The 18,601-nt window shown below is 69.4% G+C and carries 13 protein-coding genes and 3 tRNA genes; 4 read left to right on the top strand and 12 right to left on the bottom strand.

What is annotated here, in order from left to right:
• Positions 1–39: 39 nt before the first annotated feature.
• From G5B56_RS03285 to G5B56_RS03245, 9 genes are all read right to left on the bottom strand, one after another.
• Positions 40–113, bottom strand: a tRNA-Cys gene (locus G5B56_RS03285).
• Between the two features lie 64 nt (positions 114–177).
• Positions 178–253, bottom strand: a tRNA-Gly gene (locus G5B56_RS03280).
• A gap of 82 nt (positions 254–335) precedes the next feature.
• On the bottom strand, positions 336–2,759 hold the full coding sequence (gene lon, locus G5B56_RS03275; RefSeq protein ID WP_009859028.1) for an endopeptidase La: 2,424 nt from the start codon (positions 2,757–2,759) through the stop codon (positions 336–338).
• 90 nt (positions 2,760–2,849) lie between these two features.
• Entirely contained in the window at positions 2,850–4,121 is a 1,272-nt protein-coding gene (gene clpX, locus G5B56_RS03270; protein WP_009859029.1) for an ATP-dependent Clp protease ATP-binding subunit ClpX, read from the bottom strand.
• 118 nt (positions 4,122–4,239) lie between these two features.
• Positions 4,240–4,848 (bottom strand): ATP-dependent Clp endopeptidase proteolytic subunit ClpP, encoded by a 609-nt coding sequence (gene clpP / locus G5B56_RS03265; RefSeq protein ID WP_009859030.1) that lies wholly within the window; start codon positions 4,846–4,848, stop codon positions 4,240–4,242.
• 14 nt (positions 4,849–4,862) lie between these two features.
• Positions 4,863–6,173, bottom strand: a complete 1,311-nt coding sequence (tig, locus tag G5B56_RS03260; RefSeq protein ID WP_164962307.1) for a trigger factor — start codon at positions 6,171–6,173, stop codon at positions 4,863–4,865.
• A 30-nt stretch (positions 6,174–6,203) separates the two neighbouring features.
• Positions 6,204–6,290, bottom strand: a tRNA-Leu gene (locus G5B56_RS03255).
• 144 nt (positions 6,291–6,434) lie between these two features.
• Complete coding sequence (locus G5B56_RS03250) at positions 6,435–9,599, bottom strand: efflux RND transporter permease subunit (RefSeq protein WP_164962306.1); 3,165 nt, start codon at positions 9,597–9,599, stop codon at positions 6,435–6,437.
• Positions 9,599–10,687 carry an efflux RND transporter periplasmic adaptor subunit gene (locus G5B56_RS03245; RefSeq protein ID WP_164962305.1) on the bottom strand — a complete coding sequence of 363 codons (1,089 nt, stop codon included), beginning with the start codon at positions 10,685–10,687 and terminating at the stop codon, positions 9,599–9,601. The genes G5B56_RS03250 and G5B56_RS03245 overlap by 1 nt, the downstream gene beginning before the upstream one ends.
• A gap of 97 nt (positions 10,688–10,784) precedes the next feature.
• Between G5B56_RS03245 and hpnC the strand changes: the two genes are divergently transcribed.
• The 4 genes from hpnC (at position 10,785) to G5B56_RS03225 (ending at position 14,695) form a co-directional block, all read left to right on the top strand.
• A complete protein-coding gene (hpnC, locus tag G5B56_RS03240; RefSeq protein ID WP_164962304.1) occupies positions 10,785–11,615 on the top strand; it encodes a squalene synthase HpnC in 831 nt (276 codons plus the stop codon).
• Positions 11,612–12,460, top strand: a complete 849-nt coding sequence (hpnD, locus tag G5B56_RS03235; RefSeq protein WP_009859035.1) for a presqualene diphosphate synthase HpnD — start codon at positions 11,612–11,614, stop codon at positions 12,458–12,460. Before hpnC ends, hpnD begins: the two co-directional genes overlap by 4 nt.
• Entirely contained in the window at positions 12,457–13,749 is a 1,293-nt protein-coding gene (hpnE, locus tag G5B56_RS03230; RefSeq protein ID WP_164962303.1) for a hydroxysqualene dehydroxylase HpnE, read from the top strand. Before hpnD ends, hpnE begins: the two co-directional genes overlap by 4 nt.
• 178 nt (positions 13,750–13,927) lie before the next feature.
• Positions 13,928–14,695, top strand: a complete 768-nt coding sequence (locus tag G5B56_RS03225; RefSeq protein ID WP_029718322.1) for an IclR family transcriptional regulator — start codon at positions 13,928–13,930, stop codon at positions 14,693–14,695.
• A 36-nt stretch (positions 14,696–14,731) separates the two neighbouring features.
• Here the strand turns inward: G5B56_RS03225 and pbpG are convergent, their stop codons facing one another.
• From pbpG to G5B56_RS03210, 3 genes are all read right to left on the bottom strand, one after another.
• Complete coding sequence (gene pbpG / locus G5B56_RS03220) at positions 14,732–15,793, bottom strand: D-alanyl-D-alanine endopeptidase (protein ID WP_164962302.1); 1,062 nt, start codon at positions 15,791–15,793, stop codon at positions 14,732–14,734.
• Positions 15,794–15,979: 186 nt separating this feature from the next.
• A complete protein-coding gene (locus tag G5B56_RS03215) occupies positions 15,980–17,521 on the bottom strand; it encodes a 2-isopropylmalate synthase (protein ID WP_164962301.1) in 1,542 nt (513 codons plus the stop codon).
• A 198-nt stretch (positions 17,522–17,719) separates the two neighbouring features.
• Positions 17,720–18,556 (bottom strand): phosphatidylcholine/phosphatidylserine synthase, encoded by an 837-nt coding sequence (locus G5B56_RS03210; RefSeq protein WP_009859040.1) that lies wholly within the window; start codon positions 18,554–18,556, stop codon positions 17,720–17,722.
• Between the last annotated feature and the right edge of the window lie 45 nt (positions 18,557–18,601).

Genomic DNA, 18,601 nt, shown 5'->3' with positions numbered 1-18,601 from the left:
AAAGGGCTCCACGAGGGAGCCCTTTGTCACACGGAATTCTGGAGGCGCGATCCGGAGTCGAACCGGACTAGACGGATTTGCAATCCGTTGCATAACCGCTTTGCTATCGCGCCGCAGGACAGAACACCCGGATTCTGCCCAAAAAGAAGGGAAGCCTGGGCTTCCCTTCGGATGTCTTGGAGCGGGAAACGAGGCTCGAACTCGCGACCTCAACCTTGGCAAGGTTGCGCTCTACCAACTGAGCTATTCCCGCTTTGCCCTTGACTTCCTGCATTGGCTGCAACGAATCAAGACCGACAGTATAGACCGATTTTTACGCGGTTGGCAAGACCTTTTCAGTGCGGCAGCGCATCGGAACCGACGACCGGCGCCACCGCCGCTTCCGGTGTGGCGTCCTTGGCCGCAACCTCGTCTTCCGGCAGCGGCTCGGGCACCTTCTCCAGCGCGATCTCGAGCACGCGGTCGATCCAGCGCACCGGCACGATCTCGAGGTTGTTCTTGGCGTTCTCCGGAATCTCCTGGAGATCCTTGACGTTCTCTTCCGGGATCAGCACCGTCTTGATGCCGCCGCGGTGCGCCGCGAGCAGCTTCTCCTTCAGGCCGCCGATCGCCGTGACCTCGCCGCGCAGCGTGATCTCGCCGGTCATCGCGACATCGGCCCGCACCGGGATGCCGGTGAGCGCCGAGACGAAAGCCGTCGTCATCGCCGCACCCGCGCTCGGCCCGTCCTTGGGCGTCGCGCCGTCGGGCACGTGGATGTGGATGTCGCGCTTCTCGAAGAGCTCGTCCTTGATGCCCAGGCGGCGGGCGCGCGAACGCACCACCGAACGCGCGGCCTCGACCGACTCCTTCATCACGTCGCCCAACTGGCCGGTGCGGATGATGTTGCCCTTGCCGGGCATCACCGCCGCCTCGATCGTCAGCAGATCGCCGCCGACCTCGGTCCAGGCGAGGCCGACGACCTGGCCGACCTGGTTCTGCTTCTCGGCGCGGCCGAAGTCGTACTTGCGCACGCCCAGGAAGTCGTTGAGGTTGTCCTCGGTGACGACGACCTTGCCCTCGTAGGTCTTGAGCTGGATGCCCTTGACCACCTTGCGGCAGATCTTGGAGATCTCGCGCTCGAGCGAACGCACGCCGGCTTCACGCGTGTAATAGCGGATGATGCCGCGCAGCGCCGACTCGGTGACTTCCATCTCGCCGTCGGCCACGCCGTTGTTCTTCTGCTGCTTGGGCAGCAGGTAGCGCTGGGCGATGTTGAGCTTCTCGTCCTCGGTGTAGCCGGCCAGGCGGATGACTTCCATCCGGTCGAGCAGCGCCGGCGGGATGTTCATCGAGTTGGAGGTGGCGACGAACATCACGTCGGACAGGTCGAAGTCGACCTCGACGTAGTGGTCGCTGAAGGTGTGGTTCTGCTCGGGGTCGAGCACTTCCAGCAGCGCCGACGACGGGTCGCCGCGGAAGTCCATGCCCAGCTTGTCGATCTCGTCGAGCAGGAACAGCGGGTTGCGCACCGCGACCTTGCTCAGGCTCTGCAGCACCTTGCCCGGCATCGAGCCGATGTAGGTGCGGCGGTGGCCGCGGATCTCGGCCTCGTCGCGCATGCCGCCCAGCGCCATGCGCACGAACTTGCGGCCGGTGGCGCGCGCCACGCTCTGGCCGAGCGAGGTCTTGCCGACGCCCGGGGGGCCCACGAGGCACAGGATCGGCGCCTTGACCTTGTCGACACGCTGCTGCACCGCGAGGTACTCGAGGATGCGGTCCTTGACCTTCTCCAGGCCGAAGTGGTCTTCGTTGAGCACCGTCTCGGCGTTCGCCAGGTCGTGCTTGATCTTGGACTTCTTCGCCCAGGGCAGGTTGACCAGCGTGTCGATGTAGTTGCGCACGACGGTCGCCTCGGCGGACATCGGCGACATCAGCTTGAGCTTCTTCAGCTCCGACTCGGCCTTCTTGCGCGCTTCCTTGGTCATGCGCGCGGCGGCGATCTTCTTCTCGAGTTCCTCGAGATCGGCGCCTTCTTCGCCGTCGCCGAGTTCCTTCTGGATCGCCTTGACCTGCTCGTTGAGGTAGTACTCGCGCTGGCTCTTCTCCATCTGCCGCTTGACGCGGCCGCGGATGCGCTTCTCGACCTGGAGGATGTCGACCTCGTGCTCGAGCAGCTCGAGCAGCTTCTCCAGCCGCTGCGCGGTGGCGAACAGGTCGAGCACGGCCTGCTTGGCCTCGAGCTTGAGCGGCAGGTGCGCGGCGATCGTGTCGGCCAGGCGGCCCGGATCGTCGATGCCGGCGATCGAGGTCAGGATCTCGGGCGGGATCTTCTTGTTGAGCTTGACGTACTGGTCGAACTGCTGCGTCACGGCGCGGCGCAGGGCCTCGATCTCGGGCGAGCTGTCGGCCGGCGCGGTGATCGGCGCGACGGTGCCGACGAAATGCTCGCCGGAGTCGGTGATCGTGACGGTGCGGGCGCGCTGCAGGCCTTCGACCAGCACCTTCACGGTGCCGTCGGGCAGCTTGAGCATCTGCAGGATGCTCGACACGCAGCCGATCTCGAACATGTCGTCGGCCTTGGGCTCGTCCTTGCCGGCGGCCTTCTGGGCGACGAGCATGATCTGCCGGCCCGACTCCATCGCCGCTTCCAGCGCCTTGATCGACTTCGGGCGCCCCACGAACAGCGGGATGACCATGTGCGGGAACACCACGACGTCACGCAGCGGCAGCAGCGGCAGCGTGATCGGGTCGCTCGGCAGGGTGGGATGTCCGGACATCGGTGTACCTCTCTTTCTCAGGCCCACGTGGGGCCCGAGAGGGCAAATGCAAGTGGCGGGCCGCCGCGTGCGGGCGCGGACCGGACGGGATCAGGCACTGGCCTTGGCCTGTTCCCGGTAGACCAGCAGCGGCTTGGCGCCGTCTTCGATGATGTGTTCATCGATCACGACCTTGGCCACGCCGTCCAGCGTCGGCAGGTCGAACATCGTGTCGATCAGCGCGTGCTCCATGATGGAACGCAGGCCGCGGGCGCCGGTCTTGCGTGCCAGCGCCTTGCGCGCGATGGCCGACAGCGCCGAAGGACGGATCTCGAGCTCGACACCGTCCATGCCGAAGAGCTTCTGGTACTGCTTGACGAGCGCGTTCTTCGGCTCGGTCAGGATCTGCACCATCGCGTCCTCGGTCAGTTCGCCCAGCGTGGCGACGACCGGCAGCCGGCCCACCAGCTCGGGGATCAGGCCGAACTTGATCAGATCCTCGGGCTCGACTTCGCGGAACAGGTCGGAGACCCGCTTCTCGCTCTTGCTGTGCACGGTGGCACCGAAGCCGATGCCCGACTTCTCGGTGCGGCCCTGGATGACCTTCTCGAGGCCGTCGAACGCGCCGCCGCAGATGAACAGGATGTTCGTCGTGTCGATCTGCAGGAAGTCCTGGTTCGGGTGCTTGCGCCCGCCTTGCGGCGGCACGCTGGCCATCGTGCCTTCAACCAGCTTCAGCAGCGCCTGCTGCACGCCTTCGCCCGACACGTCGCGCGTGATGCTCGGGTTGTCGGCCTTGCGGCTGATCTTGTCGATCTCGTCGATGTACACGATGCCGCGCTGCGCCCGCTCGACGTCGTAGTTGCAGTTCTGCAGCAGCTTCTGGATGATGTTCTCGACGTCCTCGCCGACGTAGCCGGCCTCGGTCAGCGTGGTCGCGTCGGCGATCACGAAGGGGACGTTGAGCAGCTTGGCCAGGGTCTGCGCCAGCAGCGTCTTGCCCGAGCCGGTGGGGCCGATCAGCAGGATGTTGCTCTTGGTGAGCTCGACCTCGTCCTTGCCACCGGCGCCCATGTGCTTCAGACGCTTGTAGTGGTTGTAGACCGCCACCGACAGCGTGCGCTTGGCGACGTCCTGGCCGATGACGTACTGGTCCAGGCTGGTTTTGATCTCGCTCGGGACGGGGAGGTCGGACTTCGCGGCCTTCGCCGCGCCGCCTTCGGCCGGAACCTCGTCACGGATGATGTCGTTGCAGAGCTCGATGCACTCGTCGCAGATGAACACCGAGGGCCCGGCAATGAGCTTCTTCACCTCGTGCTGGCTCTTGCCGCAGAAGGAGCAGTAAAGGACTTTCTCGCCGGAGGCGCCCTTCTTGTCGGCCATGTCTCGTCTTGCGCGGAGGGAAAAGGGATCCGAACCCCATCATAGACCAACTCCCGCCGCCCGCCGGGCGGCGAAAAGGAGGCCTTTTCAGGGGTTCGAGAAGGGGTCGGGAAACGCGTCAGCCGCGCTTTTCGAGGACCTGGTCGATCAGACCGTAGTCCTTGGCTTCGCCGGGCGAAAGCCACATGTCGCGCTCCATGTCGGCGGCGATCTTCTCGATCGACTGCCCGGTGCGCTCGGCATAGATGCGGTTGAGCTGCTCGCGCGTCTTGATGATCTCGCGGGCCTGGATCTCGATGTCGCTGGCCTGCCCCTGGGCGCCGCCCGAGGGCTGGTGGATCATCACCCGCGAGTTCGGCAGCGCGAAGCGCTTGCCCTTGGCGCCGGCCATCAGCAGGAAGCTGCCCATGCTGGCGGCCATGCCCATGCACAGCGTCGACACTTCGGGCTTGATGAAGTTCATCGTGTCGAAGATCGACAGGCCCGCGCTGACGCTGCCGCCCGGCGAGTTGATGTACAGCGAGATGTCCTTGTCCGGGTTCTCGGACTCCAGGAACAGCAGCTGAGCGCAGACGAGATTCGCGACCTGGTCATTGACAGGGCCGACGAGGAAGACGATCCGCTCGCGCAGCAGGCGGCTGTAGATGTCGTAGGCGCGTTCACCGCGCCCGGACTGCTCGATGACCATGGGCACCATGCCCAGGCCGGTCGTCTCGATCACGCTCATAAGGGGCTGTTTCCTCAGGCTGCCGACATCAGTTCGTCGAACGGTAGCACCTTGTCCGTGACCTTGGCCTTCGCCAGGATGAACTCGGTGACGTTGTTCTCGATGACCACGGCCTCGACCTCGGCCATGCGCTGGCGGTCGCCGAGGTACCAGCGCACCACTTCGGCGGGCTTCTCGTAGCTCTGGGCGAGCTCCTCGATGTGCGCACGCAGCTGGTCGGGCTGGGCCTGCAGGTTGTTGGCCTTCACCAGCTCGGCGACGACCAGACCCAGGCGCACGCGGCGCTCGGCCTGCGGGCGGAAGATCTCCTCGGGGATCGGCGCGTTCTCGGCGTCCTTGACGCCGCGCTGCTTGAGGTCGGCACGGGCACCAGCGACCAGACGCTGGAGCTCGTTGGCGACCAGCGCGTTGGGCAGCTCGAGCTCGGCCGCCTTGGCCAGCGCGTCCATCGCCGCGGCCTTGTTGCGCGAACGCACGCGGAACTTGACCTCGCGCTCGAGGTTCTTCTTGACGTCGGCGCGCAGCGCGTCGATCGTGCCTTCGGCGATGCCCAGCGACTTGGCGAACTCGTCATCGACGGTCGGCAGGTTCTGGACCTCGCACTTGGTCATCGTGACGAGGAAGTCGGCTTCCTTGCCGGCGACGTCCTGGCCGTGATAGTCGGCCGGGAACTGCAGCGGGAAGGTCTTGTTCTCGCCGACCTTCATGCCGCGCACGGCCTTGTCGAACTGCTCCAGCATCTGGCCTTCGCCGATGATGAACTGGAAGCCCTCGGCCTTGCCGCCGGCGAAGGGTTCGCCGTCGATCTTGCCTTCGAAGTCGATCGTCACGCGGTCGCCTTCGGTGGCGCCTTCGGCGGCCGGACGCTGGGCGAAGGTGCGGCGCTGCTTGCGCAGGATCTCGATCGTGCGGTCGATGGCTTCATCGGTGACGTCGGCGGCCACGCGCTCGACCTCGATCTCGGCCAGGTCGCCGAGCTTGACCTCGGGGTAGACCTCGAAGGTCGCCTCGAAGGCGATCTCGCCCTCGGCAGACTCTTCCTTCTGGGTGATGCGCGGCGCGCCGGCGACGCGCAGCTGCGCTTCGGCGGTGGCGTCGGCAAAGGCCTGGCCCACACGGTCGTTGACCACTTCGTACTGGACCGAGTAGCCGTAGCGCTGGGCGACGACCGACATCGGGACCTTGCCCGGACGGAAGCCGTCGGCCTTGACGGTGCGGGCGAGCTTGCGCAGGCGGGCCTCGACTTCGCTGTTGATCACGGTCGCCGGCAGCGTCAGCGTGATGCGGCGTTCCAGTTTTTCGAGGGTTTCGACGTTGACGGCCATGTGGGGCTCTCTAAGGCTTCAGTGAATGTCTGGTGCGCGGGGCCGGACTCGAACCGGCACGCCCGTGAAGGCGTCAGGACCTAAACCTGGTGCGTCTACCAATTTCGCCACCCGCGCGCTCAAAAACGTCGCCGCGCGACACCCCGCGGCGCGAATCCCGCGGGGGTCGTCGATCGCCGTTCCCGGATAACTCGATCGGTAAACCGCGCATTCTAGCCGGCACACGGAGCGCACCGGTGCCGGCCGCGGACGCGGGGCCGTTCAGCGCCCTTCTCCGCCTTCGCGGCGCACGCGAAACCAGGCCGCGTACATCGCCGGCAGCGCCAGCAGCGTCAGCACGGTGGCGAGCACCAGACCGCCCATGATCGACACCGCCATCGGCCCCCAGAAGATGCTGCGCGACAACGGGATCATCGCCAGCACCGCCGCGGCAGCGGTCAGCACGATCGGCCGGAAGCGCCGCACCGCGGCCTCGATGATCGCGTCCCAGGCCGGCACGCCGCGCGCCCGGTCGAGTTCGATCTGGTCGATCAGGATCACCGAGTTGCGCATGATCATGCCGGCCAGCGCGATGACGCCCAGCAGCGCGACGAAGCCGAAGGGCTGGCCCAGCAGCAGCAGCGCCGCCGCGGCCCCGGCGATGCCCAGCGGGCCGGTCAGGAAGACGAGCATCGAACGGGCGAAGCTGCGCAACTGCAGCATCAGCAGCGTGAAGATGATGAACAGCATCGCCGGCACGCCGGCGACGATCGAGCGCTGGCCCTTGCTGCTCTCGGCCACCGCACCCGCGGTCTCGATGCGGTAACCCTGCGGCATGCGCGCCTCGAGCGCCCGCATCGCCGGCTCGAGCTGGGCCGTCACGGTCGCACCCTGCACGCCATCGGCGACGTCGGCCTGCACCGTCGCCGCGTACTCGCGTCCCTGCCGGTGCAGGACGCCGGGCTCCCAGTCCAGGCGCACGCGCGCCACCTGCGTCAGCGGCACGGCGCGGCCGCTGGCCGTCTGCACGTAGGTGCTGGACAGGTCGGCAATGGTGTCGCGCTCGGATTCGGGCAGGCGCAGCACGACATCGACGAGCTTGTCGCCTTCGCGGTACTGGGCCACCGTGCTGCCCGACAGCAGGGTCTGCGAGGTCTGCGCGACGAGGCGGCTGGTGACGCCCAGCGCACGCGCCTTGTCCTGGTCGATCTCCAGGCGCAGCACCTTGATGGCCTCGTTCCAGTCGTCGTTGACGCCGCGCACATGGGCGTTGGAGCGCATCAGCGACTTGGCCTCGTCGGCCCAGCGGCGCACCTCGCGGGCGTCGGGCCCGAGCACGCGGAACTGCACCGGATAGGCCACCGGCGGGCCGTTGGGCAGCGCGGTGACGCGCGCACGGACCTCGGGAAACTCGGCCGCCAGCAGCGCCGGCAGCTCGCGCCGCAGCCCGTCGCGCTCGTCCTGATCCTTGGGCACGAGGATCATCTGGCTGACGTTGCTGTTCGGGAAGATCTGCTCCAGCGGCAGGTAGAAGCGCGGCACGCCGGAGCCCACCCAGGTGCTGACGCTGGCGATGCGCTCGTCGGCCAGCAGCCTGGCCTCGACGCGGCGCGCGACCTCGTCGCTGGCACGGATCGTCGCGCCCTCGGGCAGCCACAGGTCGACCAGCAGCTCGGGCCGTGCCGACTCCGGGAAGAACTGCTGCTGCACGCGCGTCATGCCGAACAGGCCGAGCGCGAACGAGGCGACGGTGATGCCGATCGTGATCCAGCGGTGCGCCACGCACCAGTCGACCGCGGCGCGGAAGCGGTTGTAGAACGGGGTGTCGAACAGCTCGTGCGGGCCCTCCCCCGGCCCGCCGGCATCACCGAGCTTGCTGCGCGTGTGCAGCAGCCAGGTGCCCAGGTAGGGCACGAAGTAGACCGAGACCAGCCACGAGACGAGCAGCGCGGCCGTCGTCACGGCGAAGATCGCGAAGGTGTACTCCCCGGTCTCCGACTTCGCGAGCCCGATCGGCAGGAAGCCGGCGGCGGTGATCAGCGTGCCGGTGAGCATCGGCATCGCCGTGATCTCGTAGGCGAAGGTCGCGGCGCGCAGCTTGTCGTAGCCCTCCTCGAGCTTTCGCACCATCATCTCGACGGCGATGATCGCGTCGTCGACCAGCAGGCCCAGCGCGATGATCAGCGCGCCCAGCGACACCTTGTGCAGGCCGATGCCCCAGAAGTGCATCACGACGAAGGTGATCGCCAGCACCAGCGGGATCGTGATCGCGACCACCATGCCCGGCCAGATGTCCACCCGCAGCGGCCGCGTGTGCAGCCCCAGGCTGAGGAAGCTGACGGCCAGCACGATCACCACGGCCTCCAGCAGCACGCCGACGAATTCGTTGACCGAGGCCGAGACGACCTTCGGCTGGTTCTGGATCTGCTCGAGCTCGATGCCCACCGGCAATCCGGCACGGAGCTCGGCCGTCGCCGCGGCGAGCGCCTTGCCCAGCGTGACGATGTCGCCGCCGGAGGCCATCGACACGCCCAGCGCCAGCACCGGGCGGCCCTGGTGGCGCACCATCGTCGTCGGCGGATCGACGTAGCCGCGGCGGATCTCGGCGATGTCCTGCAGCCGGATCGTGCTCGCGCGGCCGGTCTGCGGGTTGACCGCCCGGATCGGGAAACGCGCCAGTTCCTCGACCGAGCTGAACTGCCCCCCCACGCGCAGCTGGAGCTGCTCGGCGCCGGCCTGCAGCGTGCCCGCGCCTTCCATCGCGTTCTGCGCCCCGAGCTGGGCGACAACCTCGCCGGCGTCCAGGCCGAGCTCGGCCATGCGCTTGCGCGAGACCTCGACGAAGATGTTCTCCGGCTGGCTGCCGAAGATCTCGACCTTGGCGACGTCGGGCACGCTCAGCAGGCGCTGGCGCACGTCGTCGGCGAACTCGCGCAGCTCCTCCTGGCTGAAGCCGTCGGCCGACAGCGCGAAGATCGAGCCGTAGACGTCGCCGAAGTCGTCGTTGAAGACCGGGCCGACGACGCCTTCGGGCAGCGTCGAGCGCATGTCGCCGATGCGCTTGCGCACCTGGTACCAGGCGTCGCGCACCTCGGCCGGCGGCGAGTGTTCGGCCAGGAACAGCGTCGTCACCGACTCGCCGGGCTTGGTGTAGCTGCGGATGCGGTCGGCGTACGGCACCTCCTGCAGCGTGCGCTCGATCTTGTCGGTCACCTGCTCGGCCACCTGCTCGGCGCTGGCGCCCGGCCACCAGGCCTGCACGACCATCGCGCGGAAGGTGAACGGCGGGTCCTCGTCCTGGCCGAGCTGGAAGTACGCGGCGATGCCCAGCACCATCAGCACCACCAGCAGGTAGCGCGTCAGCGGCGCGTGCTCGAGCGCCCAGCGCGAGATGTTGAAACGCTCGCGGGCCGGGGCCGCCGCGGCGTCGTGGACCTGCGGTTCCATCAGCGCCCGGTGTCCTGGTACAGGCGCACCTTCTGGCCCGGGGCCAGCACGTGCACGCCGGCCGTGACGACGACCGCGCCAGAGGCCAGCCCGCCGACGACGACGACGCTGTTGCCGTCGCTGCCGCCGATCTCGATCGGCTGCGGCTTGACCGTCATCGTCGCGCGGTCGAGCACCCAGACCGAACTCCGGCCCTGGTGCTGGACGACGGCGGCCAGCGGCAGCGTCAGGACGCCGGCGACGCCGGGGCGCTCGATCAGCACCGTCGCGGTCTGCCCCAGCTGCACCGGGGCGCTGCCGAGATCGGCCTTGACGACGAAGGTGCGCGTCGCCGGGTCGGCGGCCGCGGCGACCTCGCGCACCGTGGCCGGCAGCGTGTCCTCGCGCCCCCACAGCCGCACGCGCACGACACCCGGGCGGCCGATCATCGAGCGCACACGCGCGACCTCGTTCTCGGGCACCGCGAAGACGGCGTCGCGCGGGCCGTCGTGCGCCAGACGCAGCACCGGCGTGCCGGCGGCGAGCACCGCACCCGGCTCGGCCACCACCGCAGTGACGACGCCGGCGGCCGGGGCGTGCAGGTCGCTGTAGGCCGCCTGGTTGGCCTGCACGCCGGCCTGGGCGCGGGCCTGCTCGAGCTGGGCCCGCGCGGCCTTCAGCGTGGTCTCGCGGCGGTCGAGTTCGGCAGCGCTGATGAAGCCCTGCTCGTACAGCTCGCGAAAGCGCCTGAAGTCGGCCTCGGCCATCTCGGCGTTGACCTGGGCCGAACGCACCGTGGCCAGCGACGCTGCCTGCGCGAGGCGCAGATCCTCGGGGTCGAGCTGGGCCAGCAGTTCGCCGGCGCCGACGTGGCGGCCGACCTCGGCCTGGCGGCGCACCAGCTTGCCGGCGACACGGAACCCCAGCGGCGACTCGGTGCGCGCCTGCACCTCGGAGGCGAACTCCTGGACCTCGCCCGAGCCGGACGGGGCCAGCACGATGGTGCGCACCGCGCGCACCGGGTCGGGCGCGGGCTCCTGCCGCGAGCAGGCGGAGAGAGCGACGGCCGCCAGCAGGGCCGCCACCGGGACGAACGGAAGAGAACGCATGCGCCGGCTTTAATGACTCACTGGTCATTAATGTAGTCCGGGCGTTTGTGCGCTGTCAACGTCCGGGACTCCGGCCGTGCCGCCACAATCGCGCCCCGTGAGCGTTGACCACTACGAGAACTTCCCCGTCGCCTCGGTGCTGTGCCCGCCGACGATCCGGCCCGCCGTCGTCGCCGTGTACCACTTTGCGCGCACCGCCGACGACATCGCCGACGAAGGCGACGCACCCGCGGCGCAGCGCCATGCCGATCTGGCCGCCTACCGCGCCGACCTCGAGGCCGTCGTGCGCGGCTGCGCACCGGGTGAACGCTGGGCAAGGGTGTTCGGGCCGCTGGCCGCGGCGCTGGAGCGCTACGCGCTGCCGCCGGTGTGGCTGCACCGGTTGCTCGACGCCTTCGAGCAGGACGTCGACAACCCGGTCTACGCGGACCGCCAGCAGATCCTCGCCTACTGCCGCCGCTCCGCCGACCCGGTGGGGCGGCTGCTGCTGCACCTGTACGGCGTGCGCGACGCCGAGTCCGAGCGGCGCAGCGACGCCGTCTGCACCGGGCTGCAGCTGGCCAACTTCTGGCAGGACCTCGGCGTCGACGCCGGGCGCCGCCGCGTCTACCTGCCGCAGGACGAGCTCGCCGCGGCCGGGCTGACAATGGACGACGTGCTGGCGCGCCGCGACAGCCCGGCACTGCGCCGCCTGGTGCGCGAGCTCTGCGCCTGGGCCGAGTCGCTGCTGCGCGAAGGCGCGCCGCTGGCGCTGGACGTGCCCGGGCGCGCCGGCTGGGAGCTGCGCCTGGTCGCGCAGGGCGGGCTGCGTGTTTTGGAGAAAATCGGCCGCATGGACCATGCGACGATGAGCGCGCGCCCGACGATCGGCGCCGCAGACCTGCCGGCGCTGCTGTGGCGCGCGGCGACGATGCGGCACGCCCGATGACCCCGGCCGAGTACGTGCAGAAGCGGGCCGCCGGCAGCGGCTCCTCGTTCTACTACGCGTTCCTGTTCCTGCCGCCGCCCGAGCGCGCCGCGATCACCGCCTTCTACGCCTTCTGCCGCGAGGTCGACGACGTCGTCGACGAGATGCAGGACCCGTCGGTCGCCGCGCGCAAGCTGCAGTGGTGGCGCGGCGAGGTCGACGCCGCGTTCGCCGGCGCGCCGACGCACCCGGTGACGCAGGCGCTGATGCCGCTGGCGGCGCGTTTTCGCATCGAGCCGGCGCACCTGCACGCGATCGTCGAAGGCTGCCAGGTCGATCTCGAGCAGACCCGCTTCCTGGACTTCCCGGCGCTGTCGCGCTACTGCCACCTGGTGGCCGGCGTCGTCGGCGAGGTTGCGGCCAACATCTTCGGCCGCAGCAGCGAGCAGACGGTGCGCTACGCCCACACGCTGGGCCGCGCGCTGCAGCTCACCAACATCATCCGCGACGTCGGCGACGACGCGCGCCGGGGCCGCATCTACCTGCCGGTGTCCGAACTGCAGCGTTTCGACGTCAAGGCGCACGAGATCCTCAAGCGCGAGTCGCCCTGGGGCTACAGCGAGCGCTTCACGGCGCTGATGCGCTTCCAGGCCGAGCGCGCGCACGCCACCTACGACGAGGCGCTGGCGCTGCTGCCCGAGGCCGACCGCGCGAAGCAGAAGACCGGGCTGATGATGGCCAACATCTACCGCGCGCTGCTGCGCGAGATCGAGGCCGGCGGCTTCCAGGTGCTGCACCAGCGCACCTCGCTGACGCCGCTGCGCAAGCTGTGGATCGCCGCACGCACGCACGTGCTGGCACGGTGACGGCGCGCGTCGCGGTCGTCGGCGCCGGCTGGGCCGGGCTGGCCGCCGCGGTCCGCCTCACGGCCGCCGGCCTGCAGCCGACCGTCTTCGAGATGGCGCCGCGCGGCGGTGGCCGGGCACGCAGCCTGGGCGACGGCGACGAGGGCCTGGACAACGGCCAGCACATCCTGATCGGCGCCTACTCGCGCACGCTGGCGCTGATGCGCGAGGTCGGCGCCGATCCGGGAACGCTGCTCGAACGCCGCCCGCTGGCGCTCACGCGCCCCGACGGCAGCGGCCTGGCGCTGCCGCCGGGCCCGCCGGCCCTCGCCTTCGTGCGCGCGGTGCTCGCCGCACGCGGCTGGACCTGGCGCGACAAGGCCTCGCTGCTGCGCACTGCCGCGGGCTGGGCCGCCGGCGGCTTCCGCTGCCCGCCCGGGGCGACCGTCGCCACGCTGTGCCGCGGCCTGGCCCCACGTGTGCGCACCGAGCTGATCGACCCGCTGTGCGTGGCCGCGCTGAACACCCCGGCGCACGAAGCCAGCGGCGAGGTGATGCTGCGCGTGCTGCGCGACGCGCTGTTCGGCGGCGCCGGTGCGGCCGACCTGCTGCTGCCGCGCCGCCCGCTGTCCGACCTGCTGCCCGATCCGGCCGCGGCCTGGCTGCGGGCACGCGGCGCCGAGCTGCGCTGCGCTCGGCGCGTGAGCTCGCTGTCAGCGGCCGCCGGCGGCTGGGTGATCGACGGCGAAACCTTCGACGCGGTGGTGCTGGCCGCCAGCGCCACCGAGGCGGCGCGCCTGACGGCCGCCTTGGCGCCGGCCTGGTCCGCCGAGGCGCGGTCGCTGCGTTACGAGCCGATCGTCACCGTCTACCTGGACGCTCCCGGCGGCACCCTGCCCTGCGTGATGACCACGCTGCGCGACGGCCCCGACGCGCCGGCCCAGTTCGCCTTCGATCACGGCCGGCTCGGCGGCAGGAGCGGGCGCTCGGCCTGGGTCGTCAGCGGAGCCCGCCCCTGGATCGACCGCGGGCTCGAGGCCTGCACCGCCGCCGTGCTCGAGCAAGCCCGGCCGATGCTGCCGGCGGCCACGGTGTGCCGCACGGTGGCCGACAAACGCGCGACCTTCCGCTGCACGCCCGGGCTGCGGCGTCCGACGGCCGCCATCGCGCCGCGGCTGTGGGCCGCCGGCGACTACGTGGCCGGGCCTTATCCCGCCACGCTCGAAGGCGCGGTGCGCGCCGGGGAGAACGCCGCTGCCGGCGTGCTGCACGAGCTCGACGCCCCGGACGGGCGCCATCCGGCCGCCTGACGCCGCCGCACGTCGAAAGCCGACATCGGCACGCACGAATCCGCCGCCGTGCCGGCGGCCCCGGCGCTCAACCAGCGACGCCGTGCGCGGCGCCGCTGCAACGAGTTTTCTCCTTCCGACAAGCAAATCGCCCTTCCGCGATGCAAAATCGGGACATCGTTTTCGGCCCCTCGCATTCATGAGTCTCAAGGATCAGCAGAGCCCCACCATCCAGGTGCTGGAGCGCACGTTCGCGCTGCTGGACATGCTGGCCGCCCACCCGGACCCGGTCTCGCTGAAGGAGATCAGCGAACGCACGGGGCTGCATCCGTCGACCGCGCACCGCATCCTCAACGACCTGACGATCGGCCGCCTGGTCGACCGGCCGCAGGCCGGCAGCTACCGGCTCGGGATGCGGCTGCTGGAGCTGGGCAACCTCGTGAAGGCCCGGCTGGACGTGCGCGATGCGGCACTCGGCCCGATGCGCGAGCTGCACAAGCTGACGCACCAGCCAGTCAACCTGTCGGTGCGCCAGGGCGACGAGATCGTCTACATCGAACGCACCTACAGCGAGCGCTCGGGCATGCAGGTGGTGCGTGCCGTCGGCGGCCGCGCACCGCTGCACCTGACCTCGGTCGGCAAGCTGTTCCTCGCGCACGAGGAGCCGCAGCGCGTGCGCGCCTACGCGACACGCACCGGCCTCACCGGGCACACGCGCAACAGCATCACCGACGTCGCGCGGCTGGAGCGCGAACTGGCCGCGGTGCGCGCGCAGGGCTGCGCCCGCGACGACGAGGAACTCGAGCTCGGCGTGCGCTGCATGGCCGCCGGCGTCTACGACGACCAGGGCAAGCTCGTGGCCGGGCTGTCGGTGTCGGCGCCGGCAGACCGGCTGGAAGAGAACTGGATGGAGAAGGTCCGCCTGACCGCGTCGCAGATCTCGGCGGCGCTGGGCTTCAGGGGCTGAAACCGGCGCGGACAGCGCCGCGCGCCTGCCCCTCGGCTACGGGCGCATGCCGGCGTCCAGCACCGGCGAGGCCTCGCTGTTGAGCCACTTGCGGATGCGCTCGGCGTCGCCGATTCGCGAGTACTTCCCGGCCGAATCCAGCAGCACCATGATGAGGTTGCGCCCGGCCAGCTGGGCCTGCATCACTAGGCAGCGGCCGGCCTCGGAGATGTAGCCGGTCTTCTGCAGGCCGATCTCCCAGCTCGGGTTGCGCACCAGGCCGTTGGTCGTGTGGAACTGCAGCTGGCGGCGGCCGACGGCGACGCTGGCGTCGGTGGACGTCGACAGCTCGCGCAGGATCGGATGCTGGTAGGCGGCCTTGACGAGCACCGCGAGATCACGCGCGCTCGACTGGTTGTTGCTCGACAGCCCGGTGGGCTCGACATAACGCGTGTCGTGCATGCCCAGCAGCTTGGCCTTGGCGTTCATCGCCTGGACGAAGGCCGAAAGCCCGCCCGGGTAGTGGCGCCCCAGCGCGTTGGCGGCACGGTTCTCGGAGGACATCAGCGCCAGGTGCAGCATCTCGCCGCGCGTCAGCTGGGTGCCGACCTGCAGGCGCGAGTGGCTGCCCTTCTCGGTGTCGACATCGTCCTGGGTGATCGTCAGCACCTCGTCGAGCGGCTGCTGGGCCTCGGTGACGAGCAGCCCCGTCATCAGCTTGGTGATCGAGGCGATCGGCAGCACCGCGCTCGAGTTCTTGCTGAGCAGGATCTGGTCGGTCTCCTGATCGACGACGAGCGCGACGCTGGACTTCAGGTCCAGCGGATCCTCGGTGCGGTGCAGGCCGTACATCTGGCCGAACGAGGCCTTGGCCGGCTCGACCGCGACGACGACCGACTTGCGCGGCGAGACCTTGGCGACGGTGCGCGCCGGGACGGCCTTGGCACTGCGCACCGGGCTCTTGCCGCGGGCCTTGGCCGCTGCCGTGCCGCGCGAAGCCGTGCTGCCGGCCTTCTTGCTGGTCTTGGTCTTGGCTTTCGCCTTGGACGACGCGGAGGTGGCGCTGGCTGCGAGCGCCGTCGACGGCGAAAGACCGCCGCCAGTGAGCGCCGCCGCCACGAATGCGACTGCCGCGAGCCGCTGAAAACTACCGAACCAGCCCACTGAATCGACCCCGGAGAGAATGCACCAAAGTGTAGTTCACCTGAAGAACATGCGCAAGATCAAGAACTTGCGCACGATTTCTCAAGTGGTCCATCGCAGGAGCCGTGCCAGGCCCCCGCGGTGCATCCGCCCGTCGGCCCGTCAGCTTTGCGCCGGCACCCGTTCGGCGTTGCTCTGCAGCTTGCTCAGCGCCGAGAGATAGGCCTTGGCCGACGCGACGACGATGTCCGGATCGGCCCCCACCCCGTTGACGATGCGCCCGCCGTGCTGGAGCCGAACGGTGACCTCGCCCTGGGATTCTGTGCTGCCCGAGGTGATGGCATTGACCGAATAGAGCACCATTTCGGCGCCACTGCAGACCTTCGACTCGATCGCCTTCAGCGTCGCATCGACCGGGCCGTTGCCGTCGCTCTCGACGCGGTGCTCGACGTCGCCTGCGGCGAAGGCGATCGTCGCGTGCGGGCGCTCGCCGGTCTCCGAGCGCTGCGCCAGCGACAGCAGGCGGTAGTGCTCCTGCACCGCGGTGACGCTCTCGTCACCGACCAGGGCGATGATGTCCTCGTCGAAGATCTCGCTCTTGCGGTCGGCGAGGTCCTTGAAGCGCGCGAAGGCGGCGTTGATCTCGGCTTCCGACGCCATCTCGATGCCGAGTTCCTGCAGGCGCTGCTTGAACGCGTTGCGGCCCGAGAGCTTGCCGAGCACGATCTTGTTGGCCGTCCAGCCCACGTCCTCGGCACGCATGATCTCGTAGGTGTCACGCGCCTTCAGCACGCCGTCCTGGTGGATGCCGCTGGCGTGCGCGAAGGCGTTGGCACCGACGATGGCCTTGTTCGGCTGGACGACGAAACCGGTGGTCTGGCTGACCATGCGCGAGGCCGGCACGATCTGGTGGGTGTCGATGCCGACCTCGAGCCCGAAGTGGTCGCGGCGCGTCTTCACCGCCATCACGACTTCTTCCAGGCTGCAGTTGCCGGCGCGTTCGCCCAGGCCGTTGATCGTGCATTCGATCTGGCGCGCGCCACCGATCTTCACGCCGGCCAGCGAGTTGGCGACCGCCATGCCGAGGTCGTTGTGGCAGTGCACCGACCAGATCGCCTTGTCGCTGTTGGGCACGCGCTCGCGCAGCATGCGGATGAAGTGGCCGTAGAGCTCGGGAATCGCGTAGCCGACGGTGTCGGGGATGTTGATCGTCGTCGCGCCTTCGGCGATGACGGTCTCGATGACGCGGCACAGGAACTCGGGGTCCGAGCGGTAGCCGTCTTCCGGGCTGAACTCGATGTCCTCGCAGACGTTGCGCGCGAAACGCACCGCCAGCCGCGCCTGCTCGAGCACCTGCTCGCGCGTCATGCGCAGCTTCTTCTCCATGTGCAGTTCGCTGGTGGCGATGAAGGTGTGGATGCGCGACCGTGCGGCCGGGCGCAGCGCCTCGGCGGCACGCGAGATGTCGCGGTCGTTGGCCCGCGCCAGCGAGCACACCGTCGACTCGCGCACCGCCTGGGCGATCGCGCGCACGGCCTCGAAGTCGCCGTTGCTCGACGCCGCGAAACCGGCCTCGATCACGTCGACACGCAGGCGCTCCAGCTGGCGGGCGATGCGCAGCTTCTCGTCGCGCGTCATCGAGGCGCCGGGCGACTGTTCGCCGTCGCGAAGCGTGGTGTCGAAGATGATGAGCTTGTCGGTCATGGTCGTGCCTTTGCGAGAGATTGGGGTCGCAAGCAGCTTGGAAGACGGAAATGAAAAACGGCCCGCTGCGTTGCGCTGGCGGGCCGTTGATCGGAAAAAGGACGGACGAAGACGATCAGCGCACCCGCGGTTGCGGTAGCGCTAGCAGGATGAAGGCGTGGATCGTCGTCACGCGACGAATGTAGCACAGCGCCGTGCTCACGGATGCAGGCCCTTCTCGTCGGGATCGTCGGTGGAGGTCGAGATCACGCTCGCCGGCTGGCCCTTGAAACGCCGCCAGGCGAACACCGCGTAACCCGACAGCCCGTAGAGCACGAAGATACCGAACAGCACGCGCGGCGGGTCCAGCGCGATCAGCGCGATCGCCAGCATCACCGCGACCAGCACGACGAAAGGCACGGTGCGCCGGCCACCGAGCGTCTTGAAGCTGTAGAACGGCGCGTTGGTCACCATCGACAGCCCGGCATACAGCGTGACGGCAAACGCCGTCCATTCGAGCCAGGGGATCGAGTAGACGTCGCGGAAGCCCGCGTCGTCGAAGACCCAGACCATGCCGATGACCAGCGCCGCCGCCGCCGGGCTGGGCAGCCCCTGGAAGAAACGCCGGTCGACGACGCCGATGTTGACGTTGAAGCGCGCCAGCCGCAGTGCGGCGCCGGCGACGTAGACGAAGGCCGGGATCCAGCCCAGCTTGCCCAGGTCCTTCAGCGCCCAGACGTAGACGATCAGCGCCGGCGCGGCGCCGAACGAGACCATGTCCGAGAGGCTGTCCATCTGCTCGCCGAAGGCGCTCTGCGTGCGCGTCATGCGCGCCACGCGGCCGTCCATCGCGTCGAGCACGGCCGCGACGAAGATCGCGATCGCGGCGGCCTCGAAGCGGCCGTTGATCGCCATCACGACGCCGTAGAAGCCGGAGAACAGCGCCGCCAGCGTGATCGCGTTGGGCAGCACGTAGAGGCCCCGGCGCGGCCGTCGCGCGGGGGCGGCGTCGGCCTCGGCGTCGTCGTCGCCGGGAACCTGGGTGTCGTCGGTCATCCGGTCGAGCATAAACGCGACCGGGGCCGCATGCGGCCCCGGGGA

The sequence above is a fragment of the Rubrivivax sp. JA1026 genome (genome assembly GCF_011065555.1).
Lineage (GTDB): Bacteria > Pseudomonadota > Gammaproteobacteria > Burkholderiales > Burkholderiaceae_C > Rubrivivax > Rubrivivax benzoatilyticus.
The sequence above is the reverse complement of the archived record's forward strand: the minus strand, read 5'-3'. Positions and strand labels throughout refer to the sequence as shown.

Excerpts from the sequence above, each read along its gene's own strand:
- G5B56_RS03245 (WP_164962305.1), bottom strand. The coding sequence starts at position 10,687 with ATGCGTTCTCTTCCGTTCGTCCCGGTGGCGGCCCTGCTGGCGGCCGTC.
- clpP (WP_009859030.1), bottom strand. The coding sequence starts at position 4,848 with ATGAGCGTGATCGAGACGACCGGCCTGGGCATGGTGCCCATGGTCATC.
- G5B56_RS03225 (WP_029718322.1), top strand. The coding sequence starts at position 13,928 with ATGAGTCTCAAGGATCAGCAGAGCCCCACCATCCAGGTGCTGGAGCGC.
- lon (WP_009859028.1), bottom strand. The coding sequence starts at position 2,759 with ATGTCCGGACATCCCACCCTGCCGAGCGACCCGATCACGCTGCCGCTG.
- clpX (WP_009859029.1), bottom strand. The coding sequence starts at position 4,121 with ATGGCCGACAAGAAGGGCGCCTCCGGCGAGAAAGTCCTTTACTGCTCC.
- tig (WP_164962307.1), bottom strand. The coding sequence starts at position 6,173 with ATGGCCGTCAACGTCGAAACCCTCGAAAAACTGGAACGCCGCATCACG.
- hpnD (WP_009859035.1), top strand. The coding sequence starts at position 11,612 with ATGACCCCGGCCGAGTACGTGCAGAAGCGGGCCGCCGGCAGCGGCTCC.
- G5B56_RS03215 (WP_164962301.1), bottom strand. The coding sequence starts at position 17,521 with ATGACCGACAAGCTCATCATCTTCGACACCACGCTTCGCGACGGCGAA.
- G5B56_RS03250 (WP_164962306.1), bottom strand. The coding sequence starts at position 9,599 with ATGGAACCGCAGGTCCACGACGCCGCGGCGGCCCCGGCCCGCGAGCGT.
- G5B56_RS03210 (WP_009859040.1), bottom strand. The coding sequence starts at position 18,556 with ATGACCGACGACACCCAGGTTCCCGGCGACGACGACGCCGAGGCCGAC.